Annotated in this window: 18 protein-coding genes; 9 read left to right on the top strand and 9 right to left on the bottom strand. The window is 72.8% G+C overall.

The features are described from left to right. Positions 1-398: 398 nt before the first annotated feature. From UO65_RS31505 to UO65_RS31495, 3 genes are all read right to left on the bottom strand, one after another. On the bottom strand, positions 399-1,031 hold the full coding sequence (locus tag UO65_RS31505) for an MBL fold metallo-hydrolase (protein ID WP_035290178.1): 633 nt from the start codon (positions 1,029-1,031) through the stop codon (positions 399-401). Beyond that, positions 1,031-2,116 (bottom strand): S-(hydroxymethyl)mycothiol dehydrogenase, encoded by a 1,086-nt coding sequence (locus UO65_RS31500; protein WP_035290175.1) that lies wholly within the window; start codon positions 2,114-2,116, stop codon positions 1,031-1,033. Before UO65_RS31500 ends, UO65_RS31505 begins: the two co-directional genes overlap by 1 nt. 84 nt (positions 2,117-2,200) lie before the next feature. Then, entirely contained in the window at positions 2,201-3,835 is a 1,635-nt protein-coding gene (locus UO65_RS31495) for a TM0106 family RecB-like putative nuclease (protein ID WP_035290173.1), read from the bottom strand. A 106-nt stretch (positions 3,836-3,941) separates the two neighbouring features. Between UO65_RS31495 and UO65_RS31490 the strand changes: the two genes are divergently transcribed. The 5 genes from UO65_RS31490 (at position 3,942) to UO65_RS31470 (ending at position 7,469) form a co-directional block, all read left to right on the top strand. Continuing rightward, on the top strand, positions 3,942-4,412 hold the full coding sequence (locus tag UO65_RS31490) for a DUF6474 family protein (RefSeq protein WP_035290170.1): 471 nt from the start codon (positions 3,942-3,944) through the stop codon (positions 4,410-4,412). Positions 4,413-4,482: 70 nt separating this feature from the next. Continuing rightward, positions 4,483-5,031 carry a hypothetical protein gene (locus UO65_RS31485; RefSeq protein ID WP_052022068.1) on the top strand — a complete coding sequence of 183 codons (549 nt, stop codon included), beginning with the start codon at positions 4,483-4,485 and terminating at the stop codon, positions 5,029-5,031. A 78-nt stretch (positions 5,032-5,109) separates the two neighbouring features. After that, positions 5,110-5,874 carry a YcnI family copper-binding membrane protein gene (locus UO65_RS31480; protein ID WP_035290168.1) on the top strand — a complete coding sequence of 255 codons (765 nt, stop codon included), beginning with the start codon at positions 5,110-5,112 and terminating at the stop codon, positions 5,872-5,874. 3 nt (positions 5,875-5,877) lie between these two features. Then, the gene (locus tag UO65_RS31475; protein ID WP_035290167.1) at positions 5,878-6,450 is read left to right on the top strand and encodes a copper resistance CopC family protein; all 573 of its coding nucleotides are present in this window, start codon (positions 5,878-5,880) and stop codon (positions 6,448-6,450) included. After that, a complete protein-coding gene (locus UO65_RS31470) occupies positions 6,447-7,469 on the top strand; it encodes a copper resistance D family protein (protein ID WP_035290164.1) in 1,023 nt (340 codons plus the stop codon). Before UO65_RS31475 ends, UO65_RS31470 begins: the two co-directional genes overlap by 4 nt. A 237-nt stretch (positions 7,470-7,706) precedes the next feature. Here UO65_RS31470 and UO65_RS31465 read toward each other — a convergent pair whose 3' ends face one another. From UO65_RS31465 to UO65_RS31455, 3 genes are all read right to left on the bottom strand, one after another. Continuing rightward, complete coding sequence (locus UO65_RS31465; RefSeq protein ID WP_084176431.1) at positions 7,707-8,003, bottom strand: hypothetical protein; 297 nt, start codon at positions 8,001-8,003, stop codon at positions 7,707-7,709. 101 nt (positions 8,004-8,104) lie between these two features. Beyond that, positions 8,105-9,013 carry a phosphotransferase family protein gene (locus UO65_RS31460; protein ID WP_233427919.1) on the bottom strand — a complete coding sequence of 303 codons (909 nt, stop codon included), beginning with the start codon at positions 9,011-9,013 and terminating at the stop codon, positions 8,105-8,107. Continuing rightward, positions 9,010-10,380 carry a helix-turn-helix transcriptional regulator gene (locus UO65_RS31455; protein ID WP_084176430.1) on the bottom strand — a complete coding sequence of 457 codons (1,371 nt, stop codon included), beginning with the start codon at positions 10,378-10,380 and terminating at the stop codon, positions 9,010-9,012. Before UO65_RS31455 ends, UO65_RS31460 begins: the two co-directional genes overlap by 4 nt. 235 nt (positions 10,381-10,615) lie before the next feature. On the opposite strand from UO65_RS31455, the gene UO65_RS33890 reads away from it, so the two are divergent. From UO65_RS33890 to UO65_RS31440, 3 genes are all read left to right on the top strand, one after another. Beyond that, positions 10,616-10,873 carry a hypothetical protein gene (locus UO65_RS33890; RefSeq protein WP_407643182.1) on the top strand — a complete coding sequence of 86 codons (258 nt, stop codon included), beginning with the start codon at positions 10,616-10,618 and terminating at the stop codon, positions 10,871-10,873. Positions 10,874-10,883: 10 nt separating this feature from the next. Then, positions 10,884-11,225 carry a hypothetical protein gene (locus tag UO65_RS31445; RefSeq protein WP_035290160.1) on the top strand — a complete coding sequence of 114 codons (342 nt, stop codon included), beginning with the start codon at positions 10,884-10,886 and terminating at the stop codon, positions 11,223-11,225. A 437-nt stretch (positions 11,226-11,662) separates the two neighbouring features. Further along, the gene (locus UO65_RS31440; RefSeq protein WP_152552374.1) at positions 11,663-12,220 is read left to right on the top strand and encodes a TetR family transcriptional regulator; all 558 of its coding nucleotides are present in this window, start codon (positions 11,663-11,665) and stop codon (positions 12,218-12,220) included. Here UO65_RS31440 and UO65_RS31435 read toward each other — a convergent pair. Then, positions 12,217-13,455, bottom strand: a complete 1,239-nt coding sequence (locus tag UO65_RS31435) for an alanine racemase (RefSeq protein WP_052022067.1) — start codon at positions 13,453-13,455, stop codon at positions 12,217-12,219. The two genes, UO65_RS31440 and UO65_RS31435, sit on opposite strands and share 4 nt — an antisense overlap. Positions 13,456-13,505: 50 nt before the next feature. Here UO65_RS31435 and UO65_RS31430 point away from each other — a divergent pair, with 50 nt between their 5' ends. After that, positions 13,506-14,825, top strand: a complete 1,320-nt coding sequence (locus UO65_RS31430) for a D-arabinono-1,4-lactone oxidase (protein WP_035290154.1) — start codon at positions 13,506-13,508, stop codon at positions 14,823-14,825. Here the strand turns inward: UO65_RS31430 and UO65_RS31425 are convergent. Next, the gene (locus tag UO65_RS31425) at positions 14,795-15,463 is read right to left on the bottom strand and encodes an NAD(P)H-binding protein (protein ID WP_035290152.1); all 669 of its coding nucleotides are present in this window, start codon (positions 15,461-15,463) and stop codon (positions 14,795-14,797) included. The genes UO65_RS31430 and UO65_RS31425 overlap by 31 nt on opposite strands. A 10-nt stretch (positions 15,464-15,473) precedes the next feature. After that, positions 15,474-16,097 carry a hypothetical protein gene (locus UO65_RS31420; RefSeq protein WP_035290181.1) on the bottom strand — a complete coding sequence of 208 codons (624 nt, stop codon included), beginning with the start codon at positions 16,095-16,097 and terminating at the stop codon, positions 15,474-15,476. Positions 16,098-16,603 lie beyond the last annotated feature (506 nt).

Raw genomic sequence — 16,603 nt, 5'->3', positions numbered from 1 at the left:
CACATCCACCCACCCGGGCAGAGCCGTAGCCGGGCCGCCGGTTCGTTGGGTGGCTGGCTTTCGCTGCGCCCGGTGGGGCTGCTGGTGGCTGGCCGCCTGGCCGGTGGTTTGCGGGGTGGTCACCGCTGCGCTGGTGGGATTCGGCGTGGCGGGCCGCCCGGCTGGCAGTTGGCGGGTGGTCGGCGCTGTGCCGGTGGTGTTCGGCGTGGCGGGCCGCCCGGCTGGCGGTGGCGGGGTGGTCGCCGCTGCGCTGGTGGGGTTCGGCGTGGCGGGCCGTCCGGCCGGCGGTGGCGGGGTGGTCGCCGCTGCGCAGGCGGGGCGTGTGATCAGGGCTTGGCCGTTGGTTCCGGCCCCCGGTCGGGTGCCCACGTGGGCACCCGACCGGGGCGGGCGGTGGGTCAGTGGCCCCGGTCGATCCACTCCTGGCGGTGGGGGGCTTCCGCGCCGATGGTGGTGGTGTCGCCGTGGCCGGGGTGGACGACCGTGTCCGGGGGCAGGGTCAGCAGGTGGTCGGTGATCGAGTCGATGATCGTCGGGAAGCTGCTGAACGAGCGGCCGGTGGCGCCGGGGCCGCCCTGGAACAGGGTGTCGCCGCTGAACAGGGCGGACAGTTCCGGGATGTGCAGGCAGACCGCGCCGGGGGCGTGGCCGGGGGTGTGCAGGACCTTGAGGGTGAGCCCGGCGACGTCGATCTCTTCGCCGTCGGTGAGGGGTTGGTAGGTGGTGCCGGGGTAGACGCGCTGCCAGAGTTCGTCGTCGGCCGGGTGGAGCTTGACCGGGGCCGTGGTGGCCGAGGCGAGGGCGGCGGCGGCGTTGATGTGGTCGTCGTGGGCGTGGGTGCAGATGATGGCGGTGACCCGCCTGCCCGCCACCGCCTCCTGGATCGCCTCGGCGTCGTGGGCGGCGTCGACCACCACCACGTCGTCGTCGTCGCCGATGATCCAGACGTTGTTGTCCACGTCCCAGGTGCCGCCGTCGAGGCTGAACGTGCCGGAGGTGACGACGCGGTCGATGCGGGGGGTGCCGGTCATCAGAGGAGCACCACCGAGCGCAGCACGTCGCCGTGGTGCATCTTGTCGAAGGCCTGCTCGACCTGGTCCAGGGTGATCGTCTCGGACACGAACGCGTCGAGGTCGAGGCGGCCCTGGCGGTAGAGGTCGACCAGGTACGGGAAGTCGCGGGAGGGCAGGCAGTCGCCGTACCAGCTTGACTTGAGGGCGCCGCCCCGGGAGAAGAAGTCGATCAGCGGCATCTCGATCTTCATGTCCGGGGTGGGGACGCCGACCAGGACGACGGTGCCCGCGAGGTCGCGGGCGTAGAACGCCTGCTTCCAGGTCTCCGGGCGGCCGACCGCGTCGATGACCACGTCGGTGCCGAAGCCCTCCGTCAGGCCCTGGATGGCCTCGACCGGGTCGCCGGACCCGGCGTTGACGGTGTGCGTGGCGCCGATCCCCTTGGCCCACTCCAGCTTCCGGTCGTCGACGTCCACGGCGATGATCTTCGTGGCGCCCGCGAGCTTGGCGCCCGCGATCGCCGCGTCGCCGACGCCGCCGCAGCCGATGACCGCGACCGTGTCGCCCCGGCCGACCCCGCCGGTGTTGATCGCGGCGCCGATGCCCGCCATGACACCGCACCCGAGCAGGCCGACGGCGGCGGGTGAGGCCTCCGGGTCGACCTTCGTGCACTGTCCACTGTGGACAAGCGTTTTCTCGATGAATGCGCCGATGCCCAGCGCGGGGGTGAGCGGGGTGCCGTCCTCCAGCGTCATCGGCTGCTTGGCGTTGTGCGTGTCGAAGCAGTACCAGGGCTTGCCCTTGAGGCAGGCGCGGCACTTCCCGCAGACCGCCCGCCAGTTCAGGATGACGAAGTCGCCCGGGGCCAGGTCGGTCACGCCCTCGCCGACCGACTCCACGACCCCGGCGGCCTCGTGGCCGAGCAGGAACGGGAACTCGTCGTTGATGCCGCCCTCGCGGTAGTGCAGGTCCGTGTGGCACACCCCGCAGGACTGGACCGCGACCACCGCCTCGCCCGGACCCGGGTCCGGCACGGTGATCGTCTCGACCGTGACCGGCGCACCCTTCGAACGCGCCACCACGCCCCTGACCTGCTGTGCCATGCGCACACTCCTCGCTGAGCCGGTTGCTGCCCCAACCGTATTCGAGGTCACATGCGCATGCGAGCGCACGACCCGCGAAATCGCTCAGATATCGCCCACGTACGGGATCTCGCCCACGGCGGGCGAGGACATCCAGGAGCGCAGCACCGCCGTGGCCCGCACGTCGTCCTCGTTGTACTCCAGCAGCCGGGTGCGCTGCGGCAGGTCGGGTTCGGAGCCGTCCATGCCGACCGCGTCGCGGTACCAGCGCATGGAGTTCTCCCCGCCCGCCTCCGGGTCGCGCCAGTGAAACCCCGCGACCGGGGCGATCGTCTTGAGGCCCTTGCCGTGCGAGCACAGGAAGCTGTCGCGGACGCTGCCGAACAGGTCGAACCACTGGTCGGACTCGATGAAGTCGAGCACCCGGCGCCGGGTGGGGATGCCCGGCCTGCCCGCGAACCGCTTCGCCGAGGCCAGCAGCCAGCGGTTCTCGGCCAGCTCGTTGTAGCAGTAGGCGCGGAAGGTGAGGCCGCGCTCTGCGGCGGCGGCGCGCACGCCGTCGAGCCACTGCCAGAACTCGGCGAACGAGCGGGCCTCGTCGTCGGTGGGCAGCGGGTCCCAGCTCACGAAGGCGCGGTAGCCGGGGGCCTGGCCGACGTCGGCGCCGCTGAGCAGGGTGCCCCACATGTAGGCGCCCGCGTCGCCGAAGCTCTCCATGTCCACGTCGACCTCGACGTCGGCTCGCGGCACGGCCACCTCGCGGTGCCGCCGCACCAGGGTCAGGTCGGCCAGCCACGCCTTCGCCAACCCGACCGCGTCGGCCATCGGCATCCCCACCAGCGGCGGGGCCTCCCGGTCGTCCGGGTCGAGCACGGCCAGCTCGTCCACCGTCCGCACCCCGGCCGTGCGCAGCAGCCCGGCGTCCTCGCCGCGCACCACCAGGCTCACGTCCCTGGCCTGCACCAACTGCCGGTCGCACACCGCCCACCACGGGCAGCTCCGGCACTCGACGATCCGCGACGGCTGGGCCAGCGGCTCGCCGCCGGTGGCCGCGGCGGTCGCCACCGCCAGCCGGTCGGCGAAGCGGGACTCGTACTCGGCCAGCGCGGTCCGCCCGCCCGGCCAGGTCGGGGCGTGCAGGTCGTGCCAGAGCACGGTGTCGCCGTCCATGCCGACGACCCCGGCGTGCCCGGTGCGCTCGTCGGCGTACCCGGCGGCGCCGAGCAGCAGCCGGGCGTGCGCGAGCCGGAGCTGGTCGCGCGGCTGCGGGCGGACCTTGCGCTTGGCGTCGGTGCCGCCGCCGACGTCGAGGACCCCGAACAGCGGGGACGTGCGCGCGCCCACCCCCGGGTCGTGCACCTTGTGCCGGACGACGAGCACCGGGACGTACCCGCCCGCGGTCCGCACCAGCAGGTCGATCGAGCCGCGACGACCGCCGTCGGGGTCGCGCGGGAGCTGCGCGCCCCAGATCAGCCGCCTGCCCTCGGTGAGCGCGGCGGTGGTGGCCGCCTCCCGCTCGGCGCCGCGGCCCGGCGGGACCTCGAACCAGTCGGCGCCGAAGTGGGCGGCCAGCCGGTCGGCGATGGCCCGCCGGTGCGCCGCCGCGTCGGCCTTGCGCAGCTCGGCGGTGGGGTCGGGGGCGCCGCGTCGGGCCTCGCGCAAGTCCGGGTCGTGCTCGAGGTGCACTCGGCGCCTGCACCGGCTCACCACGCCGGATTCCAGGAGCACCGTTGTCGTCACGCAGTGCAGCTTAGTTGCACCGCGCCACGGACTACGGCAGGTCCGACGTGCCCTGGTCGGGCGGCGCCGCTAGGTTCTTGACCAACAGATATCCGGGGAGGCGCAGGTGGCTCGGAAGAAGGCGGCGAAAGCGGTCGAGGCGGGCGGGTTCACCCCGGCCAGGGCCAAGAACGCGCTCGCGCTCGCCAAGGTCCTCGGACCCGCGGTGCTGCCGGTGGTGACCCCGTACGTCATGCAGGGCGCGGCGGTGGTGCGCGAGCGGCTGGAGCGGCGCAAGGCGCGCAGGCTCGGGGTGGAGGTCGACGACCTCGGGCACTACACCGGCCGGGGCGGGGCGCTGCACGCCCGGATCGCCGGTGCGGCGAGCGGCCTCGCCGAGGTGCGCGCCAAGCAGGGCGGCGCCACCCCGGCGGACCTCGCCTTCGCCGACGAGGCCGAGGGCAACCTGCGCAAGCTGGCCGCGGCCGTGCGCGCCGCCGAGCGGATGCCGCAGGCCCGCCGCAAGGCCGCGCACCGGGCCGTCTCGGGTGAGCTGGACCGCATCGAAGAGCAATTGTTGGCCGCGCTCGGCGTTTGAGGGGTGCTCGGGGTTACAAATTCCCGAAGTGTGGGCGGGGGGTCTAGACAGCGCCGCATACCCTTTGACCGTGACCATCGCAGCAGGTAGCAACGCCCGCGCTTTCCGCGCGCCGCGTGCGGTCCTGCTCGGGTTCTCCTCGACCGCGCTCGCCGTCGCCGCGCACGGCATGGCGGGCGGGCGGGTCCCGGACGCCGCCGTCACCGCCGCGCTCACCGTGCTGGTGGGGTGGGCGGGTGCCGCGGTCGCCGAGCGCCACCACGGGCTGGTCCCGATGCTGGCCCTGCTCGGCACCAGCCAGTTGAGCCTGCACGTGCTGCTCACCGACGTCGCCGACGCGCACCCCGGCGAACCGGGCGGACCGGCGTTCTCGACGCCGCTCATGCTCGCCACGCACGCCGCTGCCACGCTGCTCACCGCCGTCCTGCTCACCAGGGCGTCCACGGCCTTCGCCGCCGTCGCGGCGGCGCTGCGCGGGCTCGTCCGGGCGATCGCCGTGGTGCTCTCCACGTGGTCGCCCGCACCGTCCCCGGCGCCGGTGGAACCCGACCCGGAACACCTGATCAGCGCGGTCCTGCGCCGGTCCCTGGGGCGCCGCGGCCCACCCGTCCTCTCCTGAGGAACCCGAACACCCCCCGACGCCCGGTCGCCCCGCGACCCGGGCCTCCCCGAATTCGCCCTCCAGGAGAACCCGACCATGTCATCCCGGTCTTCCCGCACCGCAGCGCGCGCGGGCGTGCTGCTCGCCGCCGTGGGCGCAGCCGCCCTGCTCACCTCCGGCGTCGCCTCCGCGCACGTCACCGCCCGCGTCCTCGGCGAGGCCGCCGCCAAGGGCGGCTACACCAAGATCACCTATCGGGTGCCGAACGAGGACGCCGCCGCCAGCACCATCAAGGTGGAGGTGAAGCTGCCCGCCGAGTACCCGCTGACCTCGGTGCGCACCAAGCCGATGGCCGGGTGGACCTCCGAGCTGACCAAGATCAAGCTGCCGCAGCCGGTGAAGTCCGGCAACACCGAGATCACCGAGGCGTTCAGCACCGTCACCTGGACCGCGGTGTCCCCGGCGAAGATCGCCCCCGGCCAGTTCGAGGAGTTCGAGCTGTCGGTCGGCAAGCTGCCCGACAACACCGACACCCTGGTCACCCCGGCCATCCAGACCTACGACAGCGGCAAGGTCGTGGCCTGGGACGCCCCGCCGCCCGCCGAGGGCGCCGAGGAGCCCGAGCACCCGGCCCCGGCGCTGGCCCTCTCGGCCGCCCAGGCAGGCGAGCACGGCGCCTCGGGCGAGCACGCCGAGCACAGCGGCGACACCACCGAGGCCTCCGCGGCGGGCAGGGCGGACAACACCGCTCGCTGGCTGGGCGGCGCCGGGCTCGTCGTCGGCGCGCTGGGCCTGGGCCTGGCCGCGGGCGCCACGCTGCGCGCGCGCAAGGCGATCGCGGCCGCGAAGGCGGGCGAGTAGCCGATGCGCACCCTCGGTCGGGTTCTCGCCACCGCCGTGGTGGCACTGCTCGCCCTCGTCGGTCTGGCGGGGACGGCGTTCGCGCACAACCAGCTCGTGGGCAGCAACCCCGCTGACGGCTCCTCGGTCGCGGTCGGGCCGAAGCAGGTCGAGCTGACGTTCGACCAGCCGGTGCAGGCGGGCGAGAACCTGAACACGATCGTCGTCGTCGGCCCCGACGGCAAGGGCAGGTGGCAGGACGGCGCGGCGGTGGTGAAGAGCAACGTCGTCAGCGTCGGCCTGCGCGAACTGGGCCCGGCCGGGACCTACACCATCGGCTACCGCATCCTCTCCGCCGACGGGCACTCGGTCACCGGTGAGCTGAAGTTCGACCTCACCACCGCGGGCACCGGCACCCCGGCCGAGGCCACCGCCGACGCCGCGGCCCCGGCCGGTGGCGCCGGGAACGGTGCCGAGGCGGGCACCGACACCGAGGACAGCGGCGGGGTGCCGATCTGGGTGTGGATCGCGGGTGCCGTGGTCCTGCTCGGCGGCGGCATCGTGCTGGCCGCGCGGGTCGGGGGCACGGAGAAGTGAGCACCACCCGGACCACCCCGGTCGGGAACCGGTACCACCTGGTGGCGGTCCTGGTCGCGGGTGCGGTCGTCGGCGTCCTCGTCGGCCTCGCGCTCACCGCGACCAGCCCCGTCCCCGGGTTGCCGGAGCCCGCCGAGGTGGTCCGGGTCGGGCTGCCGGTGGTGCGGGTGCTGCTCGACGTGGCCGCCGTGGTCACCGTCGGGCTGTGCCTGCTGCCGCTGCTGGTCGGCTTCGACCGGCCCCGGCTCACCGAGCCGCTGATGCTCGGCGCCCGCCGGGCCTCGATGTACTCCTCGCTGGTCTGGCTGGTCGCCGCGCTGGTCACCCTGGTCATGCAGACCGCGGAGCTGCGGCCGGGCACGGACGTGTCCGCCGCGGCGGTGGCGGAGTACGTGTCGACGATCGGCGCGGGCAAGGCGCTGGTGTTCGTCGCGGTGTTCGCGCTGCTGTGCTTCGGCCTGGCGCTGTGGGCGGTGGTCGCGGGCGAGTCGGTGCCCGCCGAGCTGCGCGCCGCGGTGGCGCTGTTCGCGCTGCTGCCGCTGCCGGTCACCGGGCACGCCACCAACTGGCGGATGCACGACTTCACGATGATCTCGATGGAGCTGCACGTGCTCAGCGCCGCCACCTGGACGGGTGGGCTGGGCGCGGTCGTGGTCGTGCTGGCGGCCGACCGCGCGCTGCTGGCGCACGCCCTGCCCCGGTTCTCGAAACTGGCCACGGTCTGCCTGGTGCTGGTGACGGTGACCGGCGCCTTCAACGGGTTCGTCGAGCTGGCCGTGAGCCCGACCCTCACCGTGCTCGGGGGTCTGTTCACCACCGGCTACGGCATCCTGCTGGTGCTCAAGACGCTGTGCCTGCTCACCCTGGCGGCGCTCGGCGCCCGCATCCGCTGGAGGCTGCTGCCCGCGGTCACCGCGCACAAGCCGACCGCCCTGGTGACCTGGGCGGCGGTGGAGCTTGGGGTGATGGGCCTGGCCTTCGGCCTCGCCACCGTGTTGACCAGGGCACCGATCAACTGAGTTGTCCCCAGTGGTCCACAGAAGTTGTCCACAACCCCTGGATCGGGTGTTCGCCCAGCTACACGTGGTTATCTCCACCCAGGTTGTCCACACCTGTGGATGGATCGCGGTAGTTGTCCACAGGCAACCGGGGACAACTCACGCTCAGCGCGGCGAAGTGCCCGTTCACCGCGCTGAACGGTGCCCCGCGCAACCGGAACCGCCCCCACGTAACCCGAATGGGGCAACGGCGAGTGGTCAGTCCCGATCGGTGAGGTGTGCTGCCGGGGCGGCCGCACGGCGCAACCGGGTCAGCTCGCGGGTCGCCGCGGCGGCCCGGCGGTCGAGTTCGCGCTTGCTGATCCAGCCCCGGCCGAAGTGCCGGTAGGCCTGCGCCAGCAGGACCAGCTCGGCCATGTGGTCGGCGTGCCTGCCGCGGGCGTCCTCCGGCAGGTCCCGGACCTGGCCGACCCGGTCGCCGACCAGGCGCTCGATGGACGAGGCGGTCGCCAGGGCCCGGCGCTGCCGCACGGCCTTGCGGGTGAAAACCATCATGAGCCACCTCGGACGACGCGCGGGGTCACCGTCGGCCCCGATGTCCTCTCTTCGTCCGTGATGAACTCTGCGTTACCAATTTCAACGAACAACCACCCGACTCAGGTGTAGCGCGCCCACTGCGCCGCCGAGTCGCCCGCCCGGAAGTCGCGGAACCGTCTGAGCAGTTCAGGCCGCACTTCGGGGCTGCTCCCCATGATGGGGAGCACGCTGGTGATGAGCTTCAACTCGCGCACCTCGCGCAGCACGGCGAAACCATCCCACCGGGTGACGTCAAAACCGTAGCTGTCGCACAACTCACGGTAGTCGGCCGCGGACTCCCCGAACCGGAGCACCCCGACGGCGAACGGCGTCAGGTCCCACTCCGGCGGGCCGACGCAACTGGAGTCGAAGTCGCACAGCACCGGCCCGGCGGGCGACGGGATGAGGTTGCCCAGGTGCGCGTCGCCGTGCACCGACCCCGTGGCCAGCGGGAAGTCCAGCGCGGCGACCCGCTCCGCGGCCTCGGCCAGCCGCCGCCGCAGGAAGTCCAGGGACTCCTCGTCCAACCCCTCGGCCTCGCTGACCCGCCGCCGCACGTCGTCGAGCGGGTCCCACGCGGGCAGGCCGTCCGGCGCGGGCAGCGCGTGCACCCGCCGCAGCAACCGGGCCAGGTCGCGCGGCCGGGGCGGCGCACCGCCCCCGGGGACCGCGTCCCACACCGTCGCCGCGTACGGGCCCACCCGCACCGGCTGCTCGACGCCGCCGTGCAGCCGGACGGCGGGCACGTCGTGCTCGGCGAGCCACCGCGCCACCCGCACCACCTTGTCCACCCGGTGCCGCAGCGACACCGACCCGACGATCCGCACCACGACCGGCCGCGACCGCAGCAGGAACACCGCGTTGTTGGTGAACCGCAGCAGCCGCGCGCCCCCGGGGTCCAGGCCCGTCGCCGCGCACACCCGCGCCAGGGTCGAATCCAGGTTCTCCCTGGTGAACAGCCCGTCGCCGGCCACGGGCGCGGTCGTCACGCCACGTTGAGGTTGGTGATCTGCTCGGCGAGGTCGCGGGCGTCGGCGTTGTTGCGCCGCTTGTTCGCCTCGTCGAGCAGGGGCTGGAGGCGGTCCTTGACCCGGCTCGACTTGAGCGTCTCGGCCAGGTCGACGGCCTGGCGGCCCACCCGGGCGCCGTGGTCGATGTCGCCCTCCAACAGGTGGTTGGTGGCGAGCGCGCCGAGGTTGAACGCCTTGCTGCGGTTCATCTCGTCGCCGTAGGTGTCGATCGCCTTGGACAGCGCCGGGATGGCGAACTTGGTGTGGTTCGGGTCGACCGTCTGCGCCAGCACCGTGTGGACGGTGCCGATCATGGCGTAGACGTCGGTCTCGTTGAAGAACTTGACCCAGTCCTCGGCGTCGGCGTGGTTGGCGCGGGCGAACTCGTCGCGGGTGCGGCCGATGAGCTTCATCGTCTGCTCCCGGTGCCCCATCAGCGCGTACGCCCACGCCTGGTTCGCGCAGATCACCGCGACCGCCAGCTCCGAGCCGGACTCCTGGGCGGCGATCTGGCCGAGCTGGAACATCTTCAACGCGTCGTCCGGGGAGTCCTTGTGCAGGTAGACCCGGCCCATCCGATACAGGATGTTGGCCACCAGCGGCTCGCTCTTGCCCGCCTTGGCCAGCTCCAGCGCCTTGCCGAAGTGGTTGCGGGCGGAGTCGGTGAGTCCGATGTCGAACGACGTCCACCCGGCCAGGTTGTGCAGGTCGGCCAGGGCCACGTGCAGGCGCTGCTTGACGTGCTCGGGGCCCGACGCGCCGAGCATCTGCTGCCCCCAGGACAACTGCGCCACCACCGCGTCGCGGCAGAAGCCGCCGCCGTACTGGTAGTCCAGCGAGCGCAGCGCCCGCGTGGCGGCCTCCACCTGTCGCACATCGGTCATGCCGATGCGCCCGGGCGCGGGGGTCTGCACCGGATTGGCGACCCACGACCCGGAGTTCGTGCCCAGCACGTTGGCCCCGACCGTGACGGCCGCGGCGTGCGCCAGGAACTCCCTACGCTTCACCTCTTCGCTCTCCTCAGGCTGTGAGGCCTCGCGCGAAACCGCGACTCGCACCGCGGTCACCTCGTCGTAGGCGAGACCCATGTATCCCCTCGGGACGCCCAGCCCGTCGGCGATCCTCGCCAGCACGTCGTAGGCCATGACCTGGCGGCCCTTGAGGATCTCCGACACCTCGGACTGCGATTGGCCGGTCATCGCGGCGATCTGGCGCTGCGACACACCGGTCCGGCGCAGGAGCCGGTAGACGGAGCTGACCTCCCGCGCGGCGAGCGCGGCTCGCATCTCGGGTTCTTCCCACGTGTCCGGAGGGATGGGAGAACCTGGAGATCCGATCGAGTTCATTCCGGCCCCTCACAGTTCCGCTGGGCGTCGAACGCAGCGTAAGCGCAGTTCACGAGCCGCGAGAAGAGTGGATCGGTGAGCCTGATCGGCCCGACCGAACTCCCGCGACCGCTTAACGGCGATCGGGCGCCGATCGGCGCTGTGCCGACCCGCTCCCGATTCTCAAGCCCCAATGTAGTTCGTTGTAAGCGTACGAGCACGGAGAGGGACAGCGGACGTGGAACTCCTCAGGACGGTGCACAACCCGGGCGCCGCGGCGCCGGGTCGCCCGCCCGAGGACGCGCGCCCGCTCGCCGGATCTGTCGGCGGGCGCCGGGTGTGGCGGATCGGCTGCGGCGACGTGGTCAACCGCGACCGGTGCCTGACGGTGCTCGTGGAGAGGAACAAGGTGGTCCTGGTCGGACCCCCGGGGGAGACGGCGGTACTGACGACCGGCCAGCTCGGCCAGTTGCGCGCCGCCCTCCGCGAAGCCGCCGAACAGGCGGAGAGGTGACGGTGTAGAGGTGGACGAGATACTCGGCCAGGTCCTGCGCAGCGCCGTGTGGGAGCGCCTGGACATGCTCACCGAACTGGCGGACCGCGCGGACGCACCGTCCCTGCTGTCGGTCGCCCGGTCCGAACTGCCCCGGCTGACGGAGGGCTGGCGGTCGATGCTCGCCGCGCACGAGCCCGACGACCGGGGCAACTGCCCGACCTGCTCGGGCCGCTGGCGCCAGCAGAAGGCGCCGTGCTCGGTGTGGCGGGCCGCCTACGAGCACCTCGTCGCAGGTGGACTGGCCCCGGAGAAGCCCGCGCGGCACGCGCTCGACGCGTTCCCGCGCCGGATGCCCGCGGCGGCCAGGTAAGAGCTGGCACCGGGGTTTCCGCCGTTCCCCCGGACGTCGGAGACCCGGTCGCCGGATGGTTGGTCACCCGGTCCGCGCATTCCCCCGAACTGGGCGGACCGGGTGATCCGCCGCTCGCGAGTTTCCCCCGCGAGGCGAGCACGTGGCCTCGCGACGGGGGTTCGGCACCGCGGGCGGGCGTCAGAGCGGGTGTGGGTGCCACCCGCGATCGGCGCCCGCCCGCGGGTACCACCCGGACAACCAGGTTACCGCTGGGTAATATGTGAAATCAGTTCCGGAAATCTCGGGACAACCCGCTTCCCCCGCGCCACTCGGTCGTTGAACACGGTGAGCAGTCAGTCAACCCACCTCAGCGACCTGGAGGAGACACGGTGGCCACCCTTACCCCCCTTCGCCGTCAACCCGTGCAGCAGCGCAGTGCGAAGCGGGTGGAGAAGATGCTGGAAGCGTGCGCCGAGCTGGTCGGTGAACTCGGCTACGACGGGGTCACCACCACGCTGATCGCCGAGCGCGCCGGAGTGGCGGTGGGCTCGCTCTACCAGTTCTTCCCCGACAAGCGGGCGGTCGTGCAGGCGCTGACGCAGCGGAACCTGGACTACTTCATGACCGAGATCGGCCGCAGGCTCGACGAGGCCGACCTGGCGCACTGGTACGACGGCGCCGACCTCATCTTCGACATCTACGTGCAGATGTACCGCGAGATCCCCGGCTTCCGCAGGCTCCGCTTCGGCGACGTGGTGGACCTGCGGCTGATCGACGGCGAGCGGGACAACAACACCGTGATCGCCGACGGCATGGCCGGTTTCCTCTCCGACCGGTTCGACGTCGCGTTCGAGGAGATCCGCCTGCCGGTCGCGGTCGCCAACGAGATCGCCGACGGGATACTGAACCTGGCGTTCCGCCGCGGCCTGTTCCCGGAGGACACCGTCATCGCCGAGGCGAAGGCGGTCGTCCGCAGCTACCTGTCCGGCAAGACGACGTCGGCCGCCGCCTAGCCGAAGTTCTGCCCCTCACCGCGGTAAGTCGGGGTGGTGCCGGTGATCCGGTCGCCCTCGAGCACGTGGTAGCCGGTGAACCGCTCGGCGAGTTCACCGGCTTTCGCGTGGCGGAACCAGACCCGGTCACCGACCGCGAGCGCGTCGGCGGCCGGGCCGGTCACCGGCGTCTGCACCTCGCCCGCGCCCTCCATCGGCAGCAGCTTCAACCCGCGCGGCAAGTGGGGTTTGGGCAACCGCAACGAATTCGCCGGGCCGGACGCGGTGAACCCGCCGCCGAGCAGCGTGGCGACGCCCCGCGCGGGCCTGCGCACGACCGGGGTCGCGAACAGCACGGCCGGGTCCGGGGTGAACGAGCGGTAGTTGTCGAACAGCGTGGGGCCGATCAGCCCGGAACCGGCGGCGAATTCGGTGACGGCCGGATCGGTCCCCGTTTCCTCGATGCTGCCGGTGCCACCGCCGTTGACGAACTCCAGCGCACCGCCCGCCGCCACCGCGCGCACCGCTTCCCCGCGCCTGCGCACCAGTTCCGGCACCGAACCGCGGCGCAGCACCCGGCGCAGCCCGCCGAGCACCGGGTTGCCCACCGGCGCGTCGCCCAGACCGGCGATCTGCCCCTCGTAGCCCATGACCCCGACGAGCCGGAAACCCGCCCTGGCGCGGATTCCCGCCGCGAGCGCGGCGGCCTGCGCGGCGGTGAAGACCGGCGAGCGCAACGTGCCGATGTGCACCCGGCGGTCGCCGAAGACCGGGCGCCAGGACACGTCCAGTTCGACGCAGACGCGGATCGGCGGGTGGTCGGCGCCCAGCGCGGCGTCGATCAGGTCGAGGTGCGCGGTCGAATCGACCATGACAGCAACGGTTTCCCGGGCGCTCTCATCGGCGGCCAGGGCGCGCAGGGCGGCGCGGTCGGCGGTCGGGTAGGCGACCAGGATGTCGGTGCCCGCGAGGTCGGTGCCCGCCCAGTTCCCGTGCAACCACATGGCTTCCGGCAGCGCGTAGGCCAGCACACCCGCGAAGCCGGGCTTGCGCAGCACCCGCTCCAGCAGCGACCGGCAGCGGATCGACTTGCTGGCCACCCGGATGGGGCGCCCGGCCGCGCGGCGCACCAGGTCGTCGGCGTTGCGGTCGAACGCGTCGAGGTCGACCACCGCCACCGGGGGGTCGAGGTCAGCGGTGGCGGTGTCGAGCCGGGCGCGCTGGGCTTCGGGGTCCACCCGATCACCGTACGACATGGGTCAGACTGTGAAGCGAACAGCATTCACGTCGAACCGGGAGGTTTCGGATGGGCCGCAGCACGGCACTCGCCTGGCGCAACTGGGCGGGCACCGAGACCGCCACGGCGACCGCGGTGCGCTCCCCGCGCGACCCCGGGGAGATCGCCGAGGCGGTGCGGTGGGCCGCCGAGCGCGGGACGACGGTGACCACGCGCGGCAGCGGGCACTCGTTCACCGCGATCGGCGCCGCGCACGGCCTGGCGCTCGACCTGTCGCGGTGGACCGGGGTGTGCGCGGCCGACCTGGGCACCGGCGAGGTGACCGTCCGCGCGGGCACGACGATCGCCGCGCTCAACGCCGAACTCGACGGACTCGGCCGGGCGCTGGCCAACCTCGGCGACATCGACGCGCAGACCGTCTCCGGCGCCATCTCCACCGGGACGCACGGCACGGGCGCCGCGCTCGGCGGTCTCGCCACCCAGGTGTCGGCGCTGGAACTGGTGCTGGCGGACGGTTCCACGGTGTCCTGTTCGGACACCGAGCGCCCGGACCTGTTCGCCGCGGCCCGCGTCGGCCTCGGCGCGCTCGGGGTCATCAGCACCGTGACGCTGCGGACCGAACCCGCGTTCGTGCTCTCCGCGCAGGAGCGGCCCGAACCGCTGCCGGAGGTGCTCGACCGGCTCGACGAGCACTGCGCGGAGAACGACCACTTCGAGTTCTACTGGTTCCCCTACGGCCACAAGGCCCTGACCAAGCGCAACAACCGGCTGCCCGAGGGTGCGCGGCCCCGGCCGCTCGGACCGGTGCGCAGGTTCGCCGAGTACGAGGTGATGGAGAACGTGGCGTTCGGCGCGCTGTGCCGCGTCGGGCGCGCGGTGCCGCGGCTGGTGCGCCCGCTGAACCGGCTCTCGGCCTCGGCGCTGTCCCCGCGCGCCTACAGCGACGTCTCGCACCGGGTGTTCGTGACCAGCAGGCGGGTGCGGTTCGTGGAGTCGGAGTACGCGATCCCGCGCGAGGCGCTGGCCGACGTGCTCGGCGAGCTGCGCGCCCGGGTGCCCCGGCTGGCCGACCCGGTGATGTTCCCGGTGGAGGTGCGCGTCGCCGCGGCCGACGACATCTGGCTGTCCACCGCGTACGGTCGCGATTCGGCGTACCTGGCCATCCACCAGTACGTCGGGATGCCGTACCGGGCGTACTTCGACCTGTTCGAGGCGGTCGTCGCCCAGGTCGGCGGTCGGCCGCACTGGGGGAAGGTGCACACCCTCGACGCCGAGGCGCTGCGCGGGCGCTACCCCCGGTTCGACGACTTCCGCCGGGTGCGGTCCGAAGTGGACCCGGAGGGCCGGTTCTGCAACCCCTACTCGGCGCGGGTCCTGGGCAGCGACTGAACCGCCTCGGCGACCGGGGTGCCACCGCCGACGAGTTCCACGGTGAGCCCGGCGGTGCCCGGGTCGTCGAGCAGCGCCAGCACGACCGCGGCCACGTCGGCCCGGCTCACCGCGCCGGGTTCGACGGACTCGGCGAGGGCCACCGCGCCCACGGCCGGGTCGTCGGTGAGCCTGCCGGGGCGCAGGATCGTCCAGTCGAGGTCCCGGTCGCGCAGGGCGCGCTCGGCGGCGTCCTTGGCGCGCAGGTAGACGGCGAAGACCTCGTCCACCCCGGGGTCGTCGGCGCGGTCGATGCCCATGGCGCTGATCTGCACGTGGCGCCGCACGCCCGCGATGAGGGCGGCGTCGGCGAGCAGCGCGGCGGCGTCGCGGTCGACGGTCTCCTTGCGGGCGGTGCCGCTGCCCGGCCCGGCGCCCGCGGCGAACACTGCGGCGTCGGCACCGGCGAGGGCGGCGGCGACCTGCTCGGCGGAAGCCGACTCCAGGTCGAGCACGACGGCGTCCCCACCGTGGTCGCGGACGTCCTGGACGTGGTCGGGGTTGCGGACCAGCCCGACCACGGTGTCGCCGCGCCCGGCGGCGAGCCGGGTGAGCAACAGCGCGATCTTGCCGTGGCCACCCGCTATGACGATGCGCATGGGGCCGAGGCTACGACCGGGGCGCCGGTCCCGCAGAGTCGAGGATCTGGTCGTAGGCCAGTTCGCTGACCCAGCGGTAGAGGCTGTCGGCTTCGGGGACCGCCCGCTCGGTGCGCGCGGGCAGGTCGACCTGCACCTGGCCGTCCGGCTCGGCGCTGGCCACCGCGACGCCGTAGGCGCGGGTCCGGGGCAGGCAGTTGGCCAGGTAGTCGTGGGTGAGCACGGCGGAGGTGGGCAGCACCATCGCGGCCTCGCCGTAGCGCAGGAAGGGCACCGCGTTGGCCAGGCCGGTGCGCCAGTGCCGGGCCACCGCGACGGCGCCCACGATGCGCACCGCGGGCTCGGGCACCCGCCCGGCCAGCTCCGGCCAGGCCCAGGTGGAGACGCTGGCCCGGTCGGTCACCGGCTCCTGCCCGAGGCAGATCCGCTCGGCGTGCACGTCGGCCAGCAGGTCGGCCACCAGGCAGACGCGGCGGCCGAAGAGCGTCATCTCCGGCAGCACCGTCCCCACCCAGCCGAGCGCGGCCACCGCGCCAACGGCCAACTCGTCCACACTGGCGGGGAGTTCCACCGGCGGGGTGAGCTGAGCGGGCAGCGCCTTGAGAGTCTCGGTTACCGCCGTGCGCCCTGGAATGCCGCTCACAAACTTCCGCCCTTCTCTCCCCCCGCTCCGGTGAACTCGCGTTCCCCGCTCGGGCGGTGTCGATTGGTACTTCAATTGAGTACCAGTCCGACCCCCACCGATAAGACCCTCGACACCCACCCCTGCGACCGGCGGCCATCCATCGTCGGCGACCGGTCGACGACCGGTAATCCGACTTCACCCCCACTGTCCCGCCATCCGGGTGAGCACCAGGTTGAGCGACGACAACAAAAACTACCCACAGTGCAGTGACCTAGATCATCACTCGCCAACCCCCAGGAAAACCCGCAAAAACAGAGTCCCCCAATCGGGCTACGCGACACCGCCACCCCACCCACATTCCCACTCCCGCCGACCACTCATCCCCCGTTTTCCGCCCCCACAGCCAATCCACCCCCCAAATTTCCACCCCCCACAACAACACTCCATTAAGCACCCGACCAACCACACACAGCAACAAATTCAGACACCCCTCTCAACCACCACCCCACACCCCC

It is taken from the genome of Actinokineospora spheciospongiae (genome assembly GCF_000564855.1).
In the GTDB taxonomy this organism is placed as follows: Bacteria; Actinomycetota; Actinomycetes; order Mycobacteriales; family Pseudonocardiaceae; genus Actinokineospora; species Actinokineospora spheciospongiae.
The sequence above is the reverse complement of the archived record's forward strand: the minus strand, read 5'-3'. Positions and strand labels throughout refer to the sequence as shown.

Coding starts and splice junctions, on each gene's coding strand:
- UO65_RS31505 (WP_035290178.1), bottom strand. CDS start 1,031: ATGACCGGCACCCCCCGCATCGACCGCGTCGTCACCTCCGGCACGTTC.
- UO65_RS31500 (WP_035290175.1), bottom strand. CDS start 2,116: ATGGCACAGCAGGTCAGGGGCGTGGTGGCGCGTTCGAAGGGTGCGCCG.
- UO65_RS31480 (WP_035290168.1), top strand. CDS start 5,110: ATGTCATCCCGGTCTTCCCGCACCGCAGCGCGCGCGGGCGTGCTGCTC.
- UO65_RS31475 (WP_035290167.1), top strand. CDS start 5,878: ATGCGCACCCTCGGTCGGGTTCTCGCCACCGCCGTGGTGGCACTGCTC.
- UO65_RS31465 (WP_084176431.1), bottom strand. CDS start 8,003: ATGATGGTTTTCACCCGCAAGGCCGTGCGGCAGCGCCGGGCCCTGGCG.
- UO65_RS31455 (WP_084176430.1), bottom strand. CDS start 10,380: ATGAACTCGATCGGATCTCCAGGTTCTCCCATCCCTCCGGACACGTGG.
- UO65_RS31440 (WP_152552374.1), top strand. CDS start 11,663: ATGCTGGAAGCGTGCGCCGAGCTGGTCGGTGAACTCGGCTACGACGGG.
- UO65_RS31435 (WP_052022067.1), bottom strand. CDS start 13,455: ATGTCGTACGGTGATCGGGTGGACCCCGAAGCCCAGCGCGCCCGGCTC.
- UO65_RS31430 (WP_035290154.1), top strand. CDS start 13,506: ATGGGCCGCAGCACGGCACTCGCCTGGCGCAACTGGGCGGGCACCGAG.
- UO65_RS31425 (WP_035290152.1), bottom strand. CDS start 15,463: ATGCGCATCGTCATAGCGGGTGGCCACGGCAAGATCGCGCTGTTGCTC.